A 20,536-nucleotide genomic window follows, 5' to 3' on the forward strand; every position below is an offset into this window, starting at 1 on the left:
GCTGGGCCGCGCGTCACGGACGCGTGTAGGTGAAGATGCTGCCGTCGAAGCTGTTGTACTGCTCGTAGTCGATCAGGTCGTACAGCTCGGCGCGATGCTGCATGTCGCCGACCCTGTCACGCAGATGACCCTTGTCGACGAGGTCGTCCAGTGCGCGCTCGGCGGCGCCCATCGCGATGCGCAGCAGCGAGACCGGCCAGATCACGATGTTGACCCCCACGTCGCGCAGCTGGTCGACCGAGAAGAGCTCGCTCTTGCCGAACTCGGTCATGTTGGCGAGGATCGGCACGTCGACGGCCCTGCGCATCGCCTCGAACTCGTCGAGGGTCGCCAGCGCCTCCGGGAAGATCGCGTCCGCGCCCGCATCCACCAGCGCCTTGGCGCGGTCGATCGCCGCATCCAGCCCCTCGATCGCGCGGATGTCGGTGCGCGCCATCACGAGGAAGTCGGGGTCGCGGCGCGCGTCGACGGCGGCGCGGATGCGGCGCAGAGCCGTCTGCTCGTCCACGACGGCCTTGCCGTCGAGGTGCCCGCAGCGCTTCGGGTTGATCTGGTCCTCGATGTGGGCGCCGGCGACACCGGCGTCCTCGAGCATCTGGATGGTGCGCGCGACGTTCATGGGCTCGCCGAAGCCGGTATCGGCGTCGATGAGCGCCGGGAGCTCGGTCGTCCGGGCGATCTGGGCTCCGCGTCCGGCGACCTCGGTCAGAGTCGTCAGTCCGATGTCGGGGAGTCCGAGATCGGCCGACAGCACCGCGCCCGAGATGTAGACGCCCTCGAATCCCTTGCGCTCGATCAGACGCGCGGACAGCGGATTGAAGGCACCGGGCAGCCGCATCAACTCACCCGAGGCGAGCCCGGCGCGGAACGCGCGACGCTTCTCGGATGCGGACGCCGTCGACCCGAGCATCAGAACAGCCCCTTCGGCGCCGGCTGGGAGAGCAGCAGCCCCGGCTTCGCGACGATCGAGAGCTGACGCACCTCGTCGGCGGTCAGCTCCGGCAGGCGCTGCACGAGCTCGAGGAACCGCTCGATCTCGGTCTCCTCGAGCACGGGCTCCGCCAGCAGTCGGAACTTGCGGATGTAGTCCTCGCGGACGAACGGTCGGGCCCCGAGCGGATGCGCGTCGGCGACCGCGATCTCGTCCTCGATGACCGACCCGTCGGTGAGGGTGATCACCACGCGCCCGCCGAACGCCTTCTCGGCGGGGTCCTCGGAGTGATAGCGACGGGTCCACTCGGCGTCCTCCGCCGTGGTGACCTTGTTCCACAGCTCGACGGTGTCCGCGCGCGCCGCGCGCTCGGGCGCGTAGGAGTCGACGTGGTGCCAGGTTCCGTCCTGCAGCGCGACCGCGAAGATGTACGGGATCGAGTGGTCAAGCGTCTCGCGGGACGCGGTCGGGTCGTACTTCTGCGGGTCGTTCGCTCCGGAGCCGATCACGTAGTGCGTGTGGTGGCTCGTGTGCAGCACGATCGAGGCGATGTTCGCGGGATCGCGCAGCTCGGGCCGTTCGGTGCCGAGCTTGCGGGCGAGGTCGATCCACGCCTGCGCCTGATACTCGGCGGAGTGCTCCTTGGTGTACGAGTCCAGGATCGCCCGCTTGGGTTCGCCCGCGGCGGGAAGCGGCACGTCGTAGGAGGCGTCCTTGCCGTCCAGTAGCCAGGCCACGACGCCGTCCTCGCCCTCGTAGATCGGCGAGGGGGACGTCTCGCCGCGCATCGCACGATCGACGGCCTCGACCGCCATCTTGCCGGCGAACGCGGGGGCGTGGGCCTTCCAGGTGGAGATCTCACCCTTGCGGGACTGACGGGTCGCGGTGGTCGTGTGCAGCGCCTGCCCGACGGCCTGGGAGATCGTCTCGGTGTCCAGTCCCAGCAGAGTGCCGATGCCGGCGGCGGCCGAGGGACCGAGGTGCGCGACGTGGTCGATCTTGTGCTTGTGCAGGCTGATCGCCCGCACGAGGTCGATCTGGATCTCGTAACCGGTCGCGATGCCCCGCACGAGCGCGTTCCCGTCGGCGCCGACGTGCTGCGCGACGGCGAGGATCGGCGGGATGTTGTCGCCCGGGTGAGAGTAGTCCGCGGCGAGGAACGTGTCGTGATAGTCGAGCTCGCGCACAGCGACGCCGTTGGCCCACGCCGCCCACTCGGGAGAGGTGCGGCGCTCGAGCGCGCATCCGAACACCGTCGCACCGGCGCCGCCGACCGAGACGGCGTGATCGAGCGCCTGCTGGCGTGCGGCGACGACGGGACGCCGGGTGAGGGATGCGGCGGCGACCGCCGCGTTGTCGATGAGCCGGTTGACGATCATGTCGACCACCTCCGGCTCGACCGCCACGGGGTCGGTGGCGACCTCGGCGATGTGCCAGGCCAGCTGGCCCTCGCGGGCGAGCTTCTCTTCGCTCGTGTGGACACGGAGGTGGTGCGTGATCATGCTGCTCCCGGGGTGGATCGTGCGACGCGGGGGGCGTCGGATGCGTCGGCGAGCGACGCGAGGATGGCGGTCAGGGCGTGGTGCAGGTGCACGTGGGTGGCGTGGGCGGCGAGTTCGGCGTCGCCGTCGGCGATCGCGCGTGCGATGAGGCGGTGCTCGGCGGCGGAGGCGGCGAGGCGCGCGGGGTTGTCACGTGCGAGCCGGCGCACCCGGACCAGGTGGGTGCGCACGGTCCGAAGTGCGGCGATCAGGTAGTCGTTGCCGACGGCGGCATCCAGCGCCTGGTCGAACTGCGCGATCGTGGCGTAGTAGGCGTCCGCATCCGCCTGGGGATCCTCCGCCGACCAGCGTGCGGCGAGCGCGGCGAACGGCTCCCCCGGAACCCCGCCTGCCACGCGTTCCGCGGCGATACGGGCGGCGGACTCCTCGAGCGCGCGGCGCACCGCGAAGAGGGCGCGGATGTCGTCGGCGTCGATGTCGGTCACGACGGTGACGCGCGGCGAGGCCTGCGCGACGAGACCGTCGGCGGCGAGGCGTCCGATGGCCTCCCGCAGCGGGGTGCGGCTCACGCCGAGCCGGCGCGCCTGCTCGACCTCGCCCAGCACGGGTTCCCGGCGCCAGCTCACCGGACTGGATCTGCTCGAGGAGTGTGCGGTAGGCACGGTCGCTCGCCCGCATCCCGCCTCCTTCGATACCGCCCGATGAACTCGCACAGTGTATGCACAATGCGAGCCCTGGCACCAGTCACTAACGCTTTCCGCGCTTTGGGTATACACAACGCGTGCGGAGCGTTCAGCCGTCCAGGTGCGGCGCGAGGGCGTCGAGCACGGGGCGCTGCGCGGCCACCAGCAGGTCACGTGCATCGTCGACCCGCACCCATTCGGCACGGTCCACCTCGGGAAACGACTCCATGCGCCCCGAATGGGGCGGCCACTCGAGCGAGAACTCGCCGAACCGCATCCCGACCAGGGCGAAACCGTCGGCGTCGAGCGCGAACACCCGGAGGCGCTTGCCGGACGAGTAGCGGAACTCGCCGAGTTCCACCCGCTCGCCGGCGGGCGGAGTGAGCCCCAGCTCCTCCTGGAACTCCCGCTCCGCGGCGGCGAGCGGATCTTCGGATGCGGGGTCGTACTCCCCCTTCGGGATCGACCACGCTCCCGCCTGCTTGCGCTGCCAGAACGGCCCGCCCATGTGCGCGATGAGGACCTCGGCGGTGTCGGGCCGGAAGAGGAGGAGCCCCGCGCTGTACGCGGTCATGGCCGCATCCCGTCGCTTCTTCGCCGCACCCGTCCACGCTAGCCGGGTCTGAGACGATGAGGGTCGCCCGGGCCTATCGCCGTCGCTCGAAGGCGGCGCGAAGGCTCCGCAGCAGCAGGAGCAGCCCGCCGAGGCCGACCACCGCACCGAGGAACGGGAACAGCGGCACCTGCGCGGTGAGGTGCGGCCCCGCATCCGAGACGCCCAGCAGGACCGCGGAGATCACGAGGGCGATGCCGACCAGCGTCGTGGTGAAGCGTGAGAACAGCTGTTCCACGAACCCGCGACCGGTCGCGTCGTCGAAGCTGCGCAGGCGCACCGAGAACGTGCCGTCCTCGAGCTGCTGGCTGAGGGTGGAGAGCGTTCGCGGCAGTCGCCGCAGCTGCTCTCCCACGATCGCCGCCTGCGTCTGCGCCGTGAGCGCGAACCCCTTCGGCGACGTCAGCGCGCGCGTGAAGGCGGGCGCCTGCGACAACGCTCGGCCGACCATGTCGTAGTCGTGACGCAGGCGCCGCAGCGAACCCTCGAGCGAGGCGAGTGTGCGAAAGACCAGCAGGAGCGAGGGCGGCAGGGCGAGGCGATGGTGGCGCATGACGTCCACGAGGGCCGCGAACACGTTCTGGTCGACCCCCGCGTTGTGCATACGGGTGAGGATCACGCCGATGTCGTGCTGCAGCGCGACCTGGTCGAAGGTGTCGGTGTCGGGCGGTGTCACCAGCATCAGGACGATGTCGGTCGCGGCGACGTCGTCCTCGTTCGCGATCGCCACCAGCAGCGGCAGCAGCAGGCGGCGCATGCTCTTCTCGAGCACCCCCACGGAGCCGAAGTCGATGAGGGTGACCGTGCCGTCGGCCGCGAGCATGAGGTTGCCCGGATGCAGATCGGCGTGGAAGACGCCCCGGACCGCGATCTGCTCGAAGACGGCGTCGACGACCGCGTCGGCGATCCTGGTCGCCGCATCCGGGTCGAGCGTCGAGGCGTCGACGTGGCCGAACGGGATGCCCTCGGCGCGCTCCTGCACGAGCATCTGCGCGGTCGTGTACTGCGCGAAGACCTTCGGCACGGCGAGCGGCGTGAGCTTCGAGCGGGCCGCCGCCCCCCGCAGCATCTCGGTGTTGGCCGCCTCGATGCGGTAGTCCAGCTCCTCCCGCAGCGATCTGGCGAACTCCGCGGCCAGCGCCGTCACGCCGTAGTCGCGCGCCCACGTGGTGTGGCGCTCCGCATCCGCGGCGAGCCGTTCGACGATGTCGAGGTCGGTCGCCACCTGGGCGCGTGCGCTCGGCCGCTGGATCTTGATCACGACCTCCTCGCCGTCGTGCAGCGTCGCCGCGTGCACCTGCGCGACGGATGCGGCCGCCAGCGGCGTCTCGTCGACGCGCGCGAAGACCTCCTCGAGAGGCCGGCCGAGCTGCGTCTCGATCGCGTGACGCGCCTCGGTCCAGGAAATCGGCACGGTCTCCATCTGCAGCGTCGACAGGGCGGTCGTGAACTCCGGCGGCAGCACGTCGTCGCGAGCGGAGAGCACCTGCCCGATCTTGATGAAGGTGACGCCGGCGTCGTTCAGCGCGGCGACGATGGCCGCCGGCAGCTCTTCGCGATCGGGCCGATGCCGGCCGCGATACACGCCGAGTCCGTGCCGTGACGCGATCGCGATGATCTCGGCGTAGCGGCGCGCGCGGTCGCGGCGACGGAACATCTCCCGCACCACGACCACCGGGTTGCGCAGCGGCCGGGTCGGCCAGAGGAACTCGAGCGCGACGATCGCGATGACGTCGATCGCGAACAGCCACCCGATGGTCAGCAGCAGGAACAGCGCGCCGATCGCGTCGTTGACCGTGAGGACATCGCCGTCGACGACGTCCGCCTGCTGCAGGGCCCACAGCGCCAGCGGGGCACCGGCGATCACCACGAGCACTCCGGTCACGAACGGACGGATCCATCCGATCGGCATACCCAGGAGCCGGCGCGCGACCCACGCCGCGACGCTCGCGAACACGAGGACGAACAGAATCACCCACACGATCTGCGGCATCGCACCCTCCCCTGTGCGACGACGCTATCGCGTCGGGCGCGAGATCGGGGTGGCTATCTGTGACGGATCAGTCGACCGGGGTCGCTGCGGCGACCGCCTGGTCCTCCTCGGTGGCCACGAGCTGCCCGCACGCCCCGTCGATCTCCTTGCCGCGGGTGTCGCGCAGCGTCGTCGGGATGCCGGCATCGTTCAGGCGCCGCACGAACTCGTTCTGCACGGAGCGCTCGGACGAGGTCCACACCGATCCGGGCGTCGGGTTCAGCGGGATCGGGTTCACGTGCACCCAGCCGCGACCGCGCGCGTTGAGCTTCTCGGCCAGCAGATCCGCGCGCCAGGCGTGGTCGTTCATGTCCTTGATCAGCGCGTACTCGATCGACACGCGCCGTCCCGTCTTCTCGAAGTAGCCGCGCGCGGCGTCGAGCACCTCGTCGACCTTCCAGCGCGAGTTCACCGGGATGAGTTCGTCGCGCAGCTGATCGTCGGGCGCGTGCAGCGACAGGGCGAAGGTCACCGGGATGTCCTCGTCCGCGAGCTTGCGGATGGCGGGAGCGAGCCCCACGGTCGAGACCGTGATGCCGCGTGCGCTCATGGCCAGCCCGTGCTTCTTGTCGGTCATGACACGCACCGCGTGCATGACGCGGGCGTAGTTCGCCAGCGGCTCCCCCATGCCCATGAACACGATGTTGGTGACGCGCTCATCCGGATGCTCGGCGGGTCCGAGGCCCCCGTCGCGGATCAGCCGGTTGGCGCGCACGATCTGCTCGACGATCTCCGCGGCGCTCATGTTGCGGGTCAGTCCCGCTTGACCTGTCGCGCAGAAGGGGCAGTTCATGCCGCATCCGGCCTGCGACGACACGCACAGCGTGATGCGACCGGGGTAGCGCATGAGAACGGATTCGACGAGGGCGCCGTCGTGCAGCTTCCAGAGGAACTTGATCGTGTCGCCGCGGTCCGTCTCGAGCCGGCGAACCTCGGTGAGAAGCGGGGGCAGCAGACCCGCCACGAGCTCCTCGCGACCGGATGCGGGAAGATCCGTCATGAGCGCGGGATCGCTCGTGTAGTGCGTGAAGTAGTGCTTCTCGAGCTGCGCCGCGCGGAACTTCGGGAACCCGAGCTCGACGAGCTTCTCCGCGCGCTGCTCGTGCGTGAGGTCGGCCAGGTGCACGGGCGGCTTGCCGCGCTTGGGGCTGGCGAACTGCAGGAGCGGCCGGCCGCTCTCGTCCTTCTGCTGCGACCAGCCCTCGGTGCGGGGGCGCACCTGGCGCACGGCGGATGCGGCGTCGCGCGGCACGGTCGTGCGAATGGGAGGCTGGTCGGTCATACCTCCCAGGCTACCGGTGCGCGGCTGCCAGGGCCCTGGGCACGACGACCCCGAAAGACGCTCGCCCCATTAGGATGCACGCATGCCCTCACCCGAAGGGCGCGACGGCGCGCGCGAGAATCACGTCGTCGCGCACAAGGTCCTCAACAACAACGTCGTCATCTCCATCGACGAGCACGGCCGCGAGCGCGTGCTCATGGGGCGCGGCCTGGGCTTCCAGCTCAAGCCCGAGGACCGGCTGGACCCGGCGAAGGTCGAGAAGACGTTCGTCCTCGACTCCGGCGCCGAGGGCGAGCGGGAGCGGCAGCTGCTCACGGATGTGCCGTACCCGGTCATCGAGGCGGTCACAGGCGCCGTGGACCTCGCCGAACGCGAACTCGGCCATCACCTCGGCCGGCGCCTCGTCATCCCGGTGATCGACCACATCCAGTACGTGCTCGAGCGCCTCGACCAGGGCGTGCGCATCCCCGCGACCCATATGCCGGAGCTGCGCGTGCTGCATCCGCACGAGTTCCGCGCCGCCGAGCACATGGCCGCCCACATCGGCACGGCGCTCGAGCGCGAGCTTCCGCCCGAGGAGGCCGTCTTCCTCACGATGCACCTGCTCAATGCCACCCGCGACGAGCCGAACGGCACGGCAGCGCTGCTGTTCCGGCGGGTACAGCACGTGGCGACCACGGTGGAGACGGGGCTGGGTGTGACCCTCGACGTCGAGAGTCCTGACTACGCGCGCTTCATTCTGCACGTGCAGTTCCTGCTGCAGCGGCTGGTGTCCAAGACCATGCTGCGATCGAGCGACACGTCGTTCTTCGAGTTCGCCAAGCACAGTTATCCGCGCTCCTACGCGATCGCCGAGCAGGTGAAGGCCTATGTGCGCGCGGCGACAGGCTCCGACCTCACCGACGAGGAGCTGCTGTACCTCATCGTGCACGTCGAGCGACTTGCCTCGCAGGTCGGTGCCAAGCCCGACTCGGGCGACGGTGGCGGCGGCATCGAAGAGGTGCTACGGTAACTCGCGCAGGGCGTCGTCGCTCTGCGGACGCGACGGATTGTTACTGCGGCAGCAGGCAAAACCTGAACTCACATCGTCTTGATCGACGGTGAACGAGTTCAGGTTTTTTTGTTGCCCGGAAACGACCCGACCCGGCGCGTCCCCCACTCGAGTGCCGCGCTGATGCGGCGGAAAGAGGGAGTCCGAGATGGACTACTCGAAGACAGCAGCGGGCGTCCTGAAGGGCGTCGGCGGCGAGGAGAACGTCACCTCGCTGGTCCACTGCGCCACCCGGCTGCGTTTCGTCCTGAAGGACGAGGGCAAGGCGGATGCCGCCGCGATCAAGTCCGTGCCCGGCGTCGTCACCGTCGCGCAGGCCGGCGGCCAGTACCAGGTCGTCATCGGCAACGAGGTGCCCGAGGTGTTCGCAGCCATCGGGAAGATCTCCCGGTTCGGCGGCTCCGGCGACACTGCGGCCGCGGAGGCGGACGCGCCGAAGGGCAACCTGTTCAACCGCTTCATCGCCATGATCTCGGCCATCTTCACCCCGGCGCTGTGGGCGCTCGCGGGGACCGGCCTGCTGAAGGCGTTCCTCGCCGCAGCCGTCACCTTCGGCTGGATCGACACGACCACCTCGACCTACGTGGTGCTGAACGCCCTGTCGGACGCGTTCATCAACTTCCTCCCGCTGGCGCTGGCGATCACGGCCGCGCGCTACTTCAAGGCCTCCGAGTTCACGTCGCTGGCGATCGCCGGCGCCCTGCTCTACCCGGCCGCGACCGCCCTGGTGGGCGCGGAGGGCCTGACCTTCTTCGGCATCCCCTTCACGATGGTCAACTACGTCTCCAGCGTGATCCCGATCATCATCGTGGTCTGGCTGCAGAGCCACGCCGAGCGCTTCCTGTACGCGAAGCTGCCCGCGGCCGTCCGCCGCTTCGTGACACCGATGATCGTCGTGCTCGTGGCCGTCCCGCTCGTGTTCGTCGTCATCGGCCCGATCTCCGCGGTCATCAGCGGATGGGTCGGCTCCGCCATCGGCTGGGTCTTCGCGACCGTGCCGTGGCTGGGCGGCGCCGTCATGGGCGGACTCTGGCAGGTGTTCGTGATCTTCGGTCTGCACTGGGGTCTCGTGCCGCTGTTCCAGCTCGAGCTCCAGACCACGGGGCAGATGCTGCTCATCGCTCCGGTCTTCGCCGCGGTGCTCGCCCAGGCGGCGGCGGTCGCCGGTGTGTGGGTGCGGGCACGCAACAGGAACCTCAAGTCCCTCGCCGCACCCGCCACGCTCTCCGGCTTTCTCGCCGGTATCACGGAGCCGGCGATCTACGGCATCAACCTCCCGCTCAAGCGCCCGTTCGCCTTCGGCATCGCCGGCGGCGCGATCGGCGGCGCGATCATCTCCCTCGGAGGCGTCTTCTCCACGGCCTTCGTCGTCCCCTCGGGCCTGGCGCTGCCGGCACTGTTCGGCAACGGCAACATGGTCTTCCTGGCCCTCGGCCTCGGCGCTGCCATCCTCGTGCCCTTCCTGCTCACGGTGATCGTGGGCTTCAAGGAGCCCGCAGAGGACGCGGTCGCCGCCGCCGAGAGCACCGACCTCGAGGTCTTCAGCCCGGTTGACGGCACCGTGGTGCCGCTGTCCGAGACGCCGGATGCGGCCTTCGCCGACGGCTCACTCGGTCAGGGCGTGGCCATCATCCCCCGCAGCGGCGCGCTCTACGCGCCCTTCGACGCGACCGTCGTGGCCGCGTTCCCGACCGGCCACGCGATCGGGCTGCGGCACGCCGACGGCGCGGAGGTGCTGATCCACATCGGCATCGACACCGTCAAGCTCGCCGGCGAGCACTTCAGCCTCAAGGTCACGGGCGGACAGCAGGTGAGCAAGGGCGACCTGCTCGTCGAGTTCGACCTCGAAGCGATCGCCGCGGCCGGTTACGACCTGACGACCCCGGTCATCGTCACCAACGCCGACCTGTACCCGACCATCGGCTCGCCGGCATCCGGCCCGATCGCGCACGGCGAGCCGCTGTTCCTCGCCGTCGCCGTCGAGCAGGCCGTCGCCGCCAAGTGACACCCGTGCGGGCGGGGGCGCATGCTCCCGCCCGCACGCCGCATCCCAGATACGAAACGGAAGAGAACCATGAGCACCACCACCCCGTTCCCCCAGGGCTTCCTCTGGGGCGGCGCCACCGCCGCCAACCAGGTCGAGGGCGCCTACGATCAGGGCGGCAAGGGCCTGTCGGTCCAGGACGTCATGCCCCGCGGCATCGTCGGCCCGCGCACGGCTGAGCCCACCGTCGACAACCTCAAGCTCGAGGCCATCGACTTCTACCACCGCTATGCGGAGGACATCGCCCTGTTCGCGAAGATGGGATTCGGCGTCTACCGCTTCTCGATCGCGTGGAGCCGCATCTTCCCGAAGGGCGACGAGGCCGAGCCCAACGAGGAGGGCCTCGCGTTCTACGACCGCGTGCTCGATGAGCTGGAGAAGCACGGCATCGAACCGCTCGTCACGATCTCGCACTACGAGACGCCCCTGCACCTGGCCGAGACCTACGACGGCTGGACCGACCGTCGCCTCATCGGCTTCTACGAGAACTACGCCCGCACGCTCTTCGAGCGCTACGGCTCGCGCGTGAAGTACTGGCTGACCTTCAACGAGATCAACTCGCTGCTGCACGCGCCGTTCATGTCCGGCGGCATCAACACCCCGAAGGAACAGCTGAGCGACGGGCAGCTGTACCAGGCCATGCACCACGAGCTGGTCGCCTCCGCCCGTGCCACGCGCATCGCCCGCGAGGTCGCGCCGAACGCGCAGATCGGCTGCATGGTGCTCTCGATGCCCGTGTACCCGCTCACGCCGTCGCCGGCCGATGCGCTCTCCGTCATGGACTTCGATCACTCCAACCTCGTCTACGGCGACGTGCACACCCGCGGCGCGTACCCCGGCTACTTCCTGCGGACGCTCCGCGAGAAGGGCATCGAGCTGGAGATCACCGACCAGGACCGCGAAGACCTGACCAACACGGTCGACTTCGTCTCGTTCAGCTACTACATGTCGGTCGCCGCGACCGCCGACCCCGCCAAGAAGGTCGCCGGCGAGGGCAACATCATGGGCGGCGTGCCCAACCCCACGCTCGAGGCGAGCGAGTGGGGCTGGCAGATCGACCCCGTGGGCCTGCGCCTGGTGCTCAACCAGTTCTGGGACCGCTGGCAGAAGCCGCTGTTCATCGTCGAGAACGGGCTGGGCGCGAAGGACCAGCTGGTCGAGATCGACGGCGTCAAGACCGTCATCGACGACTACCGCATCGCCTACCTCAACGACCACCTCGTGCAGGTCGGCGAAGCCATCACCGACGGCGTGGACGTGCTCGGCTACACCTCGTGGGGCTGCATCGACATCGTCAGCGCCTCCACCGCGCAGCTCAGCAAGCGGTACGGCTTCATCTACGTCGACCGCAACGACGACGGCAGCGGCACGCTCGAGCGCTTCGAGAAGAAGTCGTTCGGCTGGTACGCCGAGGTCATCCGCACGAACGGCGCCAGCCTCACCCGCTGACACCGCCCGCCGCGTGTGCCCACGACCGTCCTCTCGGACGGCTCGTGGGCACGCGCGCGTGTTCTCCTGCACCACCCACCCCGACGCACCTCTCAGGCGACACCGGGGAGAATGGATCATCGTGACCCCTCCCCGCATCGCATTCCTCGACGTCGACGGCACGATCCTCGATCACGGCACGACGATCGCGCCCTCCACGGTGACCGCGATCCGCACCGCCCGCGAGCGCGGCGCCCTCGTCTACCTCAGCACCGGACGCTCGGCCGGCGACATCCACCCCGCCGTGCGTGAGATCGGCTTCGACGGCGCCATCACCAACGGCGGCGCCTACGCGGTCGCCGGCAGCGAGGAGATCGTCGCCGATCCGATGCCGGCGGATGCGGTCGACCGCCTCGAGCGGTTCTTCCGCTCCCACGACATCCACTACTTCCTCCAGACCGAGGAGGCCGTGTACGCATCCGCCGAGGTGCAGGCAGCCGTCGCCGCGATGCTCTCCTCGCTGCGCCCCCGGCCCGCCGGGGACGGGCCGCAGACCGCACCGCAGAGCGCACCCCGCTTCCGGGATCTGGCCACGATCGATCGCACCCGCGTCGCCAAGGCGGTCTTCCTCAGCGACTCGACGGATGCGGTCTCTCGCGCCCAGTCCGAACTGGGCGACCGCTTCCACGTCGTGCCGGGCAGCATCCCGCTTCCGGGCGGGACGAACGGCGAGATCGGCATGCAGGGCGTCACGAAGGGTTCGGCGATCACCGCGGTGCTCTCCCACCTCGGCATCGACGCCGACGACGCGATCGGTATCGGCGACAGCTGGAACGACGTCGAGATGTTCCAGGTGTGCGGCACCGGAATCGCGATGGGCAACGCCGCGCGGGAGCTGAAGGACCTCGCCGACGAGGTCACGACCGCGGTGCTCGACGACGGCATCCACAACGCCTTCGTCCGCCACGGCCTCATCTGACCCCCCCGAGGCCCCTCCCCCTTCCCTCACCCGAGTTGCGTCGCAGTTGCGCACCCGCGCCACTTTTGCGCACCCGCAGCTGTCATTGACTGGCGCATCTGCGCAGACGTGTGGCGGCACGCGCGCGGCGGACGGTCGCACCCCGGACGGATGAGGCACGCCACTGCATCCGGTCCCGGCCCGCATCCTGCCCCGGCCCGTGCCCATGGACCGGCGTGACGGATGCGGCGCGCGTTGCGAGGATGGGTCCATGCGACGCGCACGGATCCACATCCTGGGAGCGAGCGGCAGCGGGACGACCACATTGGGCGCGGCCCTCGCCTCGGCCTGGAGCGTGCCGCACGCGGACGCCGACGACTACTTCTGGGTTCCCACGGATCCGCCGTTCACCGAGAAGCGGGCGGATGCCGATCGGGTGGCGCTCATGCGGGCGATCTTCGCGCCGCGGCCGGCATGGGTGCTCTCCGGATCGATGATGGGCTGGGGCGACGGCATCGCCGCCGAATGCGACGCGGTCGTCTTCGTCACGCTGGATCCGGCCGAACGGATGCGGCGGCTCGAGGCACGCGAGCGGCGCCGGCGGGAGGGCCGCCCCCTCGATGACCCGGCTTGGGACGCCTTCCGGGACTGGGCACGGAGCTACGACGATCCGACGTTCGACGGGCGGAGCCGAGCGACCCACGAAGCGTGGCTCGCCGCGCTCGGCAAGCCCACACTCCGACTGGACGGCCTCCACCCCACCGCGGACCTGCTCGACGCCGTCCTCCGTTGGGAACCTGCGCAGCCGGCATCCGCATCCTTCGCGGGTGGAGCGACGAGGAACCCCAGGCCGGGCTAGCCCGCGGCGGCGGCAGGAGGACCGGATGCGGGGGGCGCGGGCGCGGTGACGATCGCCGCGCGCTCGTGCCACGTCTTGGCGGTCACCCGGTCGAGAGAGACCTGTCGGCGCAGGGCGTCGGCCTTCTCGTAGATGGACGGGTCGCCGAAGCTCGTCAGCACCTTCACGAGCACCGGCAGCAGCTCGATCATGAAGAACAGCGCCGCGATCAGCCAATGCGCCCAGGCCAGGGTCGGCTCGCGCTCGGACAGTCGTTCGAGCGCGCTGATCTGGCTGAGCAACCCGACCGCCTGCGCGTTGCCTCCGGCGATGGATGCGGCGCGATCGTTGTAGGCGGCGAGCGCGGCGTCGTACTGCGCCTGCGCCGCCGGCAGCTGGTCCTCCGCCTGCTTCTTGTTCTGGTCGGCGGATGCCGCGGCCGCATCCGTCCCGGCCGCGTTGGCCGAGGTGAGGGCGGCCTGCGCCTGGCTGAGCTGCGTCGCGAGGGCGTCGTACGCGGACTGCGCCTGTGTGAGCTGTGCCTGGGCGGCGTCCGAGCTCGTGCCCGATCCCTGCACGCCGGTGCAGCCGGCGACGGTGCCCGCCCCCTCGCCTGTCAACTCGCACTGGTACAGCGCACGGGCCTGATCGATCACGCCCTGCTGCGCGGCGAGCTGCTGGGTGAGCTGGTCCACGTTCGCCTGCGCGGCCACCGACTCGGCCGAGGTCGACGAGGTTCCCGCGACGATGCCGGTCGCCGCCTGGTTCTGCAGGGCGGCGAGCGAGGCGGAGGCGGCGTCCAGCGCCTGCTTCTCGGGTCCGTTGGTGACCGCATCCTGGTCGGACTGCGCCTGCACCACGTTGGTCGAGTTGACCTCCCGCGCGATGTCGTTGTGGAAGACCTGCAGCACGAGCGGCTCGGCGACGACGATGCCGATGAGCGCGGCCATGATGACGCGCGGGAAGGCGAGACCGAGCAGTCGCCACACGTTGCGGGTGGAGCGCATCGTGGAGGTGAGGAAGCGGTCGAGGTTGAAGATGATGAGAGCCCAGATGATGGCGAGCGGCACGGCGGCCCAGACGGCGATCTGCACCCCCGTGACGAGCGCGAAGCCCATCGAGAGGGCGGAGACGAGTGCGGTGCCGACCAACACGAAGAACATCTGCACGAAGCGCGGCGTCTCGCTCGGAACGTCGTCGAGCACCTCGCCTTCGGCGCCGCCGAGGACGGCGAGGGTGCGAGAGAGCGGCTGGCGGGGTCGGCGGCGCGGGCTTCGGCGTTCGCGGACCACGGGTGGCGCCGGGTCCGGCACGGATGCCTCGGGCTGCGGCTCCTGCTCGGGCTCGTCGATCGGGTCGATCACCTCGGTCGGACCGGTCGCGACGTCCTCGGGAGGACGGACGTCGCTCAGGTACAACGCCTCCTCTTCGGGCTGCGACTCGAGGTCGATGCGGCCGTCGGAGCCGAAGCGGCCGGGTCGATGCGCGGAGAATGACACTGCGCAAGGGTAGGGGCCCCTGCCTGAGTACCAGGTGCGAGCGGATGCCTCCGCGCGCTCAATCGAGGAAGATGTCGGGGAACATCGCCGAGTCCGGCGTGCCGGGCACGGCGGCGTATCCGGACAGGTCGGTGACACCGGCATCGGCGAGCACGTCCTCGACGATGAGCGTCTGGCCGGTGTACTCGCGTGCGGGCCGCGTGATCACCTCGTACGCCGCATCCGCGTAGATCTCCGGGGTTCGGCTGACGGCCATCATCCGCTCGCCGCCCAGGGAGAACTGCACGGCGGCGGTCGCGATCGTCGTCCGCGGCCACAGCGTGTTGGCGGCGATCCCCGCCTCCGCGAACTCGGCCGCCATGCCGAGGGTCGCCATCGTCATCCCGTACTTCGCGAGTGTGTATCCCGTGTGGACGCCGAGCCACCGGGGCGAGAGGTTCAGTGGCGGCGACAGCGACAGGATGTGGGGATTGGCCGCATCCTTCAACATCGGCACGGCGGCGCGGGAGAGCAGGAAGGTGCCGCGCACGTTGACGTCCTGCATGAGGTCGTATTTCTTCGTCGCGAGTTCGAGGGACCCCGAAAGGTCGATGACCGAGGCGTTGTTGACGACGATGTCGATACCGCCGAACTCGCCGTGGGCGGTCAGCACGGCCTGTGTGATGTCGTCCTCGTTGCGGACGTCGCCCACGAGGGGAAGCGCACGCCCGCCCGCCTCCTCGATGGCGGCCGCCGCGGTGTGCACCGTGCCCTCGAGCTTCGGATGCGGGGTGTCGGTCTTGGCGAGCAGGGCGATGTTCGCACCGTCGCGCGCTGCGCGCAGCGCGATCGCGAGGCCGATGCCGCGACTGCCGCCGGACATGAGGATGGTCTTGCCGGCGAGCGGCTTCTGCTCGGTCATGGGATCTCCTTGGTGCGTCGGGGGCGTCGGGCTCACCCGCGGCGGGCGGATGCGGCGGCGAAGGCCTGGATGCGGGCCTTCGCGTCGGGGGTGTCGAAAGCGGCGCCGATCGTGCGCGCCTCGTCGTCGAGGTTTTCGGCGAACGGGCGGTCGGCGCCGGAGCGGACGAGCCGCTTCGCCTGGCCGAACGCGCCCGTCGCACCCTCGAGCCAGAAGCGAGCGACCTCGAGAGCGCGGGATGCGGGGTCCGCGGCGACCTCGGCGACGAGTCCCCACTCGAGCGCTTCGGGCGCCGACAGCGCGCGGTCCTGAAGCAGCAGCTGGAGCGCCCGGCGCGGGCCGACGGCGGCGGCAAGCAGGGTCGAGACCCCGAGGTCGGGAGTGAGGCCGATGTTGGCGTAGCGGCTGACGAACTTCGCTCCCTCGGCGGCGACGATGTAGTCCGCCGTGAGCATGAGACCCAGCCCGCCGCCGGCGACCGCTCCCTGGACGGCGGCGACGACGGGTACGGCGGATTCGGTGAACGCGCGGATGCCGTCGTGGATCACGTGCGCGGCGGCCGTGACATCGCTGCCGTCGGCACCGGAGGTCGCCATGGAGATCACGTCGCCGCCGGCGCAGAAGGCGGGACCCGCCGCATCCAGCAGCACGGCTCCGACCTCAGGGTCCGAGGTGACCTGCCGGGCCGCATCCCGCCAGCGCTCGCCCATCGCGAAGTCCATCGCGTTCAGTCGATCGGGACGGTTCAGCGTGACGCGGGCGAGACCGTCTGCGACCTCCACCAGGATCGGATCGGCGCTCATCGCGGAGCCATCCGGATCGCACCGTCGAGACGGATCGTCTCGCCGTTGAGGTACCCGTTACGCACGATCTCGGCCACGAGGCCGGCGTATTCGTCCGGGCGCCCGAGGCGGGCCGGGTACGGCACCTGCTGGCCGAGCGAGTCCTGCGCCGGCTGCGGCAGGCCCGCGAGCATGGGCGTCTCCATGATGCCCGGCGCGATCGTGACGACCCGGATCGCGTGGCGGGCGAGCTCGCGGGCGATCGGGAGGGTCATCGCGTGCACTCCACCCTTGGACGCCGAGTACGCGGGCTGCCCGATCTGGCCGTCGAACGCGGCGACCGACGCCGTGTTCACGATGACGCCTCGATCGCCTCCTGAGGTCGGCTCGGTGCGGGCGATCGCGGCGGATGACTGGGCGATGACGTTGTAGGTGCCGACGAGGTTCACGCGCACGAGCTTCTCGAAGTCGGCGAGCGGGGTCGGGGCGCCCTCACGATCCAGCACCTTGGCCGGCGGGGCGATGCCGGCGCAGTTGACGACCACGCGCAGCGGCGCGGCGGCGGATGCGGCGGCGACCGCATCCGCGATCTGCTCGGGACTCGTGACGTCGGCCGCGGCGAATGTACCGCCCAACTCGGCCGCGCGTTCCGCGCCCACCGAGGACGGCAGGTCGACGAGGACGACGTGCGCCCCGTCTGCGGCGAGTCGCTGAGCCGTGGCCCAGCCGAGTCCGCTCGCGCCGCCCGTGATCAGCGCGGATGCGCCCGCGACATCCATACGTTCTCCTTCGTACGTCGGTATCCGGTTCCACCCTACGCGGCACCGGGTCCCACCGTCACGCCCCCCGCTCGCCTGCCCCAGATCGACGCACCGCGCTCGATCTGTGACAGGCGAGCACGTGGACCCCTTGTTCGCCTGTCTCAGATCGACGCCCGCGGCTCGATCTGTGACAGGCGAACAAGGCAGGCGAACAAGGCAGGGGAACGTGCGCGGGGCGCGGCGGAGTCAGAGGGCGAAGACGAGAGTCCAGGTGCCGGCGAGCACCGCGGCCGTCACGGATGCGGCGGCGATCACCGCCGCGAGGGCGACCAGCACCGCGTCGCGCCAGCCGAGCCGTGACGGCCGGGCCCAGGTGCGCGGTGCGTCGGACCCGAAGCCGCGGGCCTCCATCGCGGTCGCGAGCTTCGTGCCGCGGCGGATCGACAGCACGAAGAGGGCGAACGCCTGGCCGAGGAACCGACGGATGCGGCCCCGGTCGGCCACCCCGCGTGCGCGCCGCGCCAGAGCGAGCTCACGCCAGTCGTCGACGAGCAGCCCCACCAGGCGCAGGCCCGCGAGCGCGCCGAGCACGAACCGGGCGGGCAGGCGCAGCAACTGGGCAAGGCCGTCGGCGAGGTCTGTCGGATCGGTCGTGATGAAGAGGACGACGGACGGCAGCGCGATCGCCAGCACACGCAGCACGATGGCGGCGGCGAGCGAGAGCGACCCCTCGCTGACGCGCACGAGGCCCCATTCGAAGAACACCGCACCGGAGGGGCGCCCGTACAGCACCGTCGCCGCGCCGCCGATGAGGGCGGCGACCGCGATCGGCCACACGCGCAGCCACACCTCGCGCGCCCGCAGCCGCGAGAACGCCAGCAGCACAAGCGTGGCCCCGAGCGTGACGGCCGCCGAGACCGGATCGATCGAGAGCAGCAGGGTGACGGAGACGACGAGGGTCGCGACGAGCTTGGTGACCGGGTTGATCCGGCCCAAGGGGCTGGCCGAGGCGTCGATCGCGAACAGGCTCATGAGGGCTGCCCCAGTCGCAGCTCGTCGTCGGCGAGCGCCGCGACGAGGGAGGGATCGTGCGAGACGAAGCCGATCGCGGTGCCGTCGGCGCGGAGCTCGTCGATCAGATCCGCCAGCTCCCGCCAGGTGCGCGCATCCTGCCCGTAGGTCGGCTCGTCGAGCAGGATGACCCGCGGCGCGGTCGCAAGCACCGCGGCGACGGTCAACCGGCGCTTCTCCCCGCCCGAGAGGGTGAAGGGGTTCACCTCGGCGAGGCGTCCCAGACGCAGACGCTCGAGCAGGGGATCGACGCGCGCGGCCACCTCCGCCTCGGAGAGTCCCAGGGCGCGAGGGCCGACAGCGAGCTCGTCGCGCACGCGTGCGGTGAGCAGCTGGTGTTCCGGCTCCTGGAAGACGGTGCCGATACGTGTGAGCAACTGGGCTGCGCGCCAGCGCGACGGGTCGGATCCGACGCCGGCGGCCAACGCATCCGCCGCCCGCACCTCGCCGTCGATCGGCGGCAGCAGCCCGGCGAGGGTGAGCGCGAGCGTGGACTTGCCGGCACCGTTGGCTCCCGTGATCGCCAGCGCCCGCCCCGCGTTCAGTCGCACGTCGATCCCGGATGCGGCGGCAGACTCCTCGCGGCGCCCGCTCCGACGGCGTCCGACCGCGAGACGGGTGCCGACGACGAGCGGCGATGCCTCTCCGGCGCGCGGGCGCTGCGCGATCCGGACGGGAACCCCCGGCACCCACACACCGGCCTGCGTCAGGGCGTCCGCGGCGGCGGCGAAGACATCGGCGGGAGCGCCGTCCGCCAGCACCCCGCCGTCGGGCGCGAGCACCACGACGCGGTCCACGAGGTCGGCCCACAGGTCGACGCGATGCTCGACGACGACGAGCGTCGCGCCGGTGCGGGCGGCGACGGCGGCCACCGCATCCCGCACCTGCCGGGCGCCCTCGGGATCGAGGTTGGCCGTCGGCTCGTCGAGGAGCAGGAGCTTCGGGCGCATGGCCAGTGCGCCCGCGAGCGCCAGCCGCTGCTTCTGTCCGCCCGACAGCGCGGACGTCGGGTGATCGAGCGGCACCGCCAGCCCCACCGCATCCAGCGCCTCACCGACCCGGGGCCAGATCTCGCCGGGCGGCACCCCGAGGTTCTCGCACCCGAAGGCCACGTCGTCGCCGACGCGGGCGAGGATCACCTGCGCGTCCGGATCCTGCAGGACCATTCCCGCGACACCGCGGACGGATGCGGGGTGCGCGCCGTCGACGGTCAGCTCCCCGGTGGCCTCGCCGTCCTCGTCACCGCCCAGCACACCGGCCAGGGCGCGCAGCAGTGTGGACTTCCCCGCACCGCTCGCCCCCAGCAGCAGCACCCGCTCACCGGGCTCGATCGTGAGATCGATGTCGGAAACGGCCCAGCGTCTGCGGCCCGCGTGCCGCCACCCCCACCCGCGGGCGACGACCCGCGCGCCGCCCGTCACGCCGCGTCGGCGGCTTCGACGATGCGCGCCTGGCGTCCGGAGGCGAACCGGTCGAGTGCGCCCGTGGCGGCGAGCGCGCGGGCGATGAGCCACGAGACGAGCCCGGCGATGACGATGCCCGAGACGATCGCGGAGATGAAGTAGATGGCGCGGGGGCCGGCGTCGTACGCCGCGATGGAGGAGAAGTTGGTGTCGAGCAGAGCGACGGCCAGCCCCGTGAGGGCACCCGAGACGAGAGCGACCCAGAGTCGGTAGTTCGCGTAGGCGAACAGCGCGAAGCCGAGTTCGGCTCCCACCCCCTGCACCACTCCCCAGATGAACGTCGTGAAACCCCACTGCGTGCCGAGCGCCATGGAGACGACAGCGGCGACGATCTCGCCGTACAGCGCCGCGCCCGGCTTGCGGATGATCAGACCTGTGAGCACGCCGGCGAACAGCCAGCCGCCGGCCAGCAGCCCCTCCAGGCCCGGCAGGAACGCGAGTGCCGTGCTCAGCGGCGTCCAGGCCTGGCCCCAGACCCAGAAGATGACCCCGGCGGCGACGCCGATCACGCTGGCGACGACGATGTCGACGACCCGCCAGCGCCACCTCGAGGTGAGAGAAGGACGAGCGGATGTGGACGTGGACGTGTGCATTGATGCTCCTTCCTGCGCCGGCATGATCCGGATCAGGTTCGACGGTCGAAGCGTGGATTCGCTTCCTCTCAGCCCGGCTCACCGGACTCCCGTGGTTGACGTGC

17 protein-coding genes, 1 pseudogene and 1 riboswitch are annotated in these 20,536 nt (G+C 70.6%); of the genes and pseudogenes, 5 read left to right on the plus strand and 13 right to left on the minus strand.

Annotated features, from left to right (window positions below; all coding sequences use genetic code 11):
• Positions 1-13 precede the first annotated feature (13 nt).
• From prpB to rlmN, 6 genes and pseudogenes are all read right to left on the minus strand, one after another.
• Positions 14-910 carry a methylisocitrate lyase gene (gene prpB / locus QE377_RS05420; protein WP_307320292.1) on the minus strand — a complete coding sequence of 299 codons (897 nt, stop codon included), beginning with the start codon at positions 908-910 and terminating at the stop codon, positions 14-16.
• Complete coding sequence (locus QE377_RS05425; RefSeq protein ID WP_307320295.1) at positions 910-2,433, minus strand: MmgE/PrpD family protein; 1,524 nt, start codon at positions 2,431-2,433, stop codon at positions 910-912. The genes prpB and QE377_RS05425 overlap by 1 nt, the downstream gene beginning before the upstream one ends.
• A pseudogene (locus QE377_RS05430) lies at positions 2,430-3,111 on the minus strand (GntR family transcriptional regulator). The gene QE377_RS05425 and the pseudogene QE377_RS05430 overlap by 4 nt, the downstream one beginning before the upstream one ends.
• 114 nt (positions 3,112-3,225) lie before the next feature.
• Positions 3,226-3,690 (minus strand): NUDIX domain-containing protein, encoded by a 465-nt coding sequence (locus tag QE377_RS05435; protein WP_307320297.1) that lies wholly within the window; start codon positions 3,688-3,690, stop codon positions 3,226-3,228.
• 73 nt (positions 3,691-3,763) lie between these two features.
• Entirely contained in the window at positions 3,764-5,722 is a 1,959-nt protein-coding gene (locus QE377_RS05440) for an AarF/ABC1/UbiB kinase family protein (RefSeq protein WP_307320299.1), read from the minus strand.
• A gap of 67 nt (positions 5,723-5,789) precedes the next feature.
• Entirely contained in the window at positions 5,790-7,043 is a 1,254-nt protein-coding gene (gene rlmN / locus QE377_RS05445) for a 23S rRNA (adenine(2503)-C(2))-methyltransferase RlmN (RefSeq protein WP_307320303.1), read from the minus strand.
• Between the two features lie 82 nt (positions 7,044-7,125).
• Between rlmN and QE377_RS05450 the strand changes: the two genes are divergently transcribed.
• The 5 genes from QE377_RS05450 to QE377_RS05470 all read left to right on the plus strand — a co-directional run bounded on the left by QE377_RS05450 (position 7,126) and on the right by QE377_RS05470 (position 13,383).
• Positions 7,126-8,055 (plus strand): PRD domain-containing protein, encoded by a 930-nt coding sequence (locus QE377_RS05450; protein WP_307320305.1) that lies wholly within the window; start codon positions 7,126-7,128, stop codon positions 8,053-8,055.
• A gap of 187 nt (positions 8,056-8,242) precedes the next feature.
• Positions 8,243-10,099 carry a beta-glucoside-specific PTS transporter subunit IIABC gene (locus QE377_RS05455; protein ID WP_307320309.1) on the plus strand — a complete coding sequence of 619 codons (1,857 nt, stop codon included), beginning with the start codon at positions 8,243-8,245 and terminating at the stop codon, positions 10,097-10,099.
• Positions 10,100-10,168: 69 nt separating this feature from the next.
• Positions 10,169-11,587, plus strand: a complete 1,419-nt coding sequence (locus QE377_RS05460; RefSeq protein ID WP_307320312.1) for a glycoside hydrolase family 1 protein — start codon at positions 10,169-10,171, stop codon at positions 11,585-11,587.
• 115 nt (positions 11,588-11,702) lie between these two features.
• A complete protein-coding gene (locus QE377_RS05465; protein ID WP_373459558.1) occupies positions 11,703-12,545 on the plus strand; it encodes a Cof-type HAD-IIB family hydrolase in 843 nt (280 codons plus the stop codon).
• 250 nt (positions 12,546-12,795) lie between these two features.
• On the plus strand, positions 12,796-13,383 hold the full coding sequence (locus tag QE377_RS05470) for an AAA family ATPase (protein WP_307320318.1): 588 nt from the start codon (positions 12,796-12,798) through the stop codon (positions 13,381-13,383).
• Here QE377_RS05470 and QE377_RS05475 read toward each other — a convergent pair.
• From QE377_RS05475 to QE377_RS05505, 7 genes are all read right to left on the minus strand, one after another.
• Complete coding sequence (locus tag QE377_RS05475) at positions 13,380-14,861, minus strand: DUF4407 domain-containing protein (protein WP_307320320.1); 1,482 nt, start codon at positions 14,859-14,861, stop codon at positions 13,380-13,382. The genes QE377_RS05470 and QE377_RS05475 overlap by 4 nt on opposite strands.
• A 58-nt stretch (positions 14,862-14,919) precedes the next feature.
• The gene (locus QE377_RS05480) at positions 14,920-15,762 is read right to left on the minus strand and encodes an NAD(P)-dependent oxidoreductase (protein ID WP_307320322.1); all 843 of its coding nucleotides are present in this window, start codon (positions 15,760-15,762) and stop codon (positions 14,920-14,922) included.
• Between the two features lie 32 nt (positions 15,763-15,794).
• A complete protein-coding gene (locus QE377_RS05485; protein ID WP_307320325.1) occupies positions 15,795-16,565 on the minus strand; it encodes an enoyl-CoA hydratase/isomerase family protein in 771 nt (256 codons plus the stop codon).
• A complete protein-coding gene (locus tag QE377_RS05490; protein ID WP_307320329.1) occupies positions 16,562-17,323 on the minus strand; it encodes an SDR family NAD(P)-dependent oxidoreductase in 762 nt (253 codons plus the stop codon). Before QE377_RS05490 ends, QE377_RS05485 begins: the two co-directional genes overlap by 4 nt.
• Before the next feature lie 228 nt (positions 17,324-17,551).
• Positions 17,552-18,337: an energy-coupling factor transporter transmembrane protein EcfT gene (locus tag QE377_RS05495; protein ID WP_307320333.1), complete on the minus strand. Its 786-nt coding sequence runs from the start codon at positions 18,335-18,337 to the stop codon at positions 17,552-17,554.
• Positions 18,334-19,797 carry an ABC transporter ATP-binding protein gene (locus QE377_RS05500; protein ID WP_307320336.1) on the minus strand — a complete coding sequence of 488 codons (1,464 nt, stop codon included), beginning with the start codon at positions 19,795-19,797 and terminating at the stop codon, positions 18,334-18,336. Before QE377_RS05500 ends, QE377_RS05495 begins: the two co-directional genes overlap by 4 nt.
• Positions 19,794-20,432, minus strand: a complete 639-nt coding sequence (locus tag QE377_RS05505; protein ID WP_307320339.1) for an ECF transporter S component — start codon at positions 20,430-20,432, stop codon at positions 19,794-19,796. The genes QE377_RS05500 and QE377_RS05505 overlap by 4 nt, the downstream gene beginning before the upstream one ends.
• Positions 20,425-20,535: riboswitch (TPP riboswitch) on the minus strand. It overlaps the preceding gene by 8 nt.
• Between the last annotated feature and the right edge of the window lies 1 nt (position 20,536).

It is taken from the genome of Microbacterium sp. SORGH_AS_0862 (genome assembly GCF_030818795.1).
Lineage (GTDB): Bacteria > Actinomycetota > Actinomycetes > Actinomycetales > Microbacteriaceae > Microbacterium.

Coding starts and splice junctions, on each gene's coding strand:
- prpB (WP_307320292.1), bottom strand. CDS start 910: ATGCTCGGGTCGACGGCGTCCGCATCCGAGAAGCGTCGCGCGTTCCGC.
- QE377_RS05425 (WP_307320295.1), bottom strand. CDS start 2,433: ATGATCACGCACCACCTCCGTGTCCACACGAGCGAAGAGAAGCTCGCC.
- QE377_RS05435 (WP_307320297.1), bottom strand. CDS start 3,690: ATGACCGCGTACAGCGCGGGGCTCCTCCTCTTCCGGCCCGACACCGCC.
- QE377_RS05440 (WP_307320299.1), bottom strand. CDS start 5,722: ATGCCGCAGATCGTGTGGGTGATTCTGTTCGTCCTCGTGTTCGCGAGC.
- rlmN (WP_307320303.1), bottom strand. CDS start 7,043: ATGACCGACCAGCCTCCCATTCGCACGACCGTGCCGCGCGACGCCGCA.
- QE377_RS05450 (WP_307320305.1), top strand. CDS start 7,126: ATGCCCTCACCCGAAGGGCGCGACGGCGCGCGCGAGAATCACGTCGTC.
- QE377_RS05455 (WP_307320309.1), top strand. CDS start 8,243: ATGGACTACTCGAAGACAGCAGCGGGCGTCCTGAAGGGCGTCGGCGGC.
- QE377_RS05460 (WP_307320312.1), top strand. CDS start 10,169: ATGAGCACCACCACCCCGTTCCCCCAGGGCTTCCTCTGGGGCGGCGCC.
- QE377_RS05470 (WP_307320318.1), top strand. CDS start 12,796: ATGCGACGCGCACGGATCCACATCCTGGGAGCGAGCGGCAGCGGGACG.
- QE377_RS05480 (WP_307320322.1), bottom strand. CDS start 15,762: ATGACCGAGCAGAAGCCGCTCGCCGGCAAGACCATCCTCATGTCCGGC.
- QE377_RS05485 (WP_307320325.1), bottom strand. CDS start 16,565: ATGAGCGCCGATCCGATCCTGGTGGAGGTCGCAGACGGTCTCGCCCGC.
- QE377_RS05490 (WP_307320329.1), bottom strand. CDS start 17,323: ATGGATGTCGCGGGCGCATCCGCGCTGATCACGGGCGGCGCGAGCGGA.
- QE377_RS05495 (WP_307320333.1), bottom strand. CDS start 18,337: ATGAGCCTGTTCGCGATCGACGCCTCGGCCAGCCCCTTGGGCCGGATC.
- QE377_RS05505 (WP_307320339.1), bottom strand. CDS start 20,432: ATGCACACGTCCACGTCCACATCCGCTCGTCCTTCTCTCACCTCGAGG.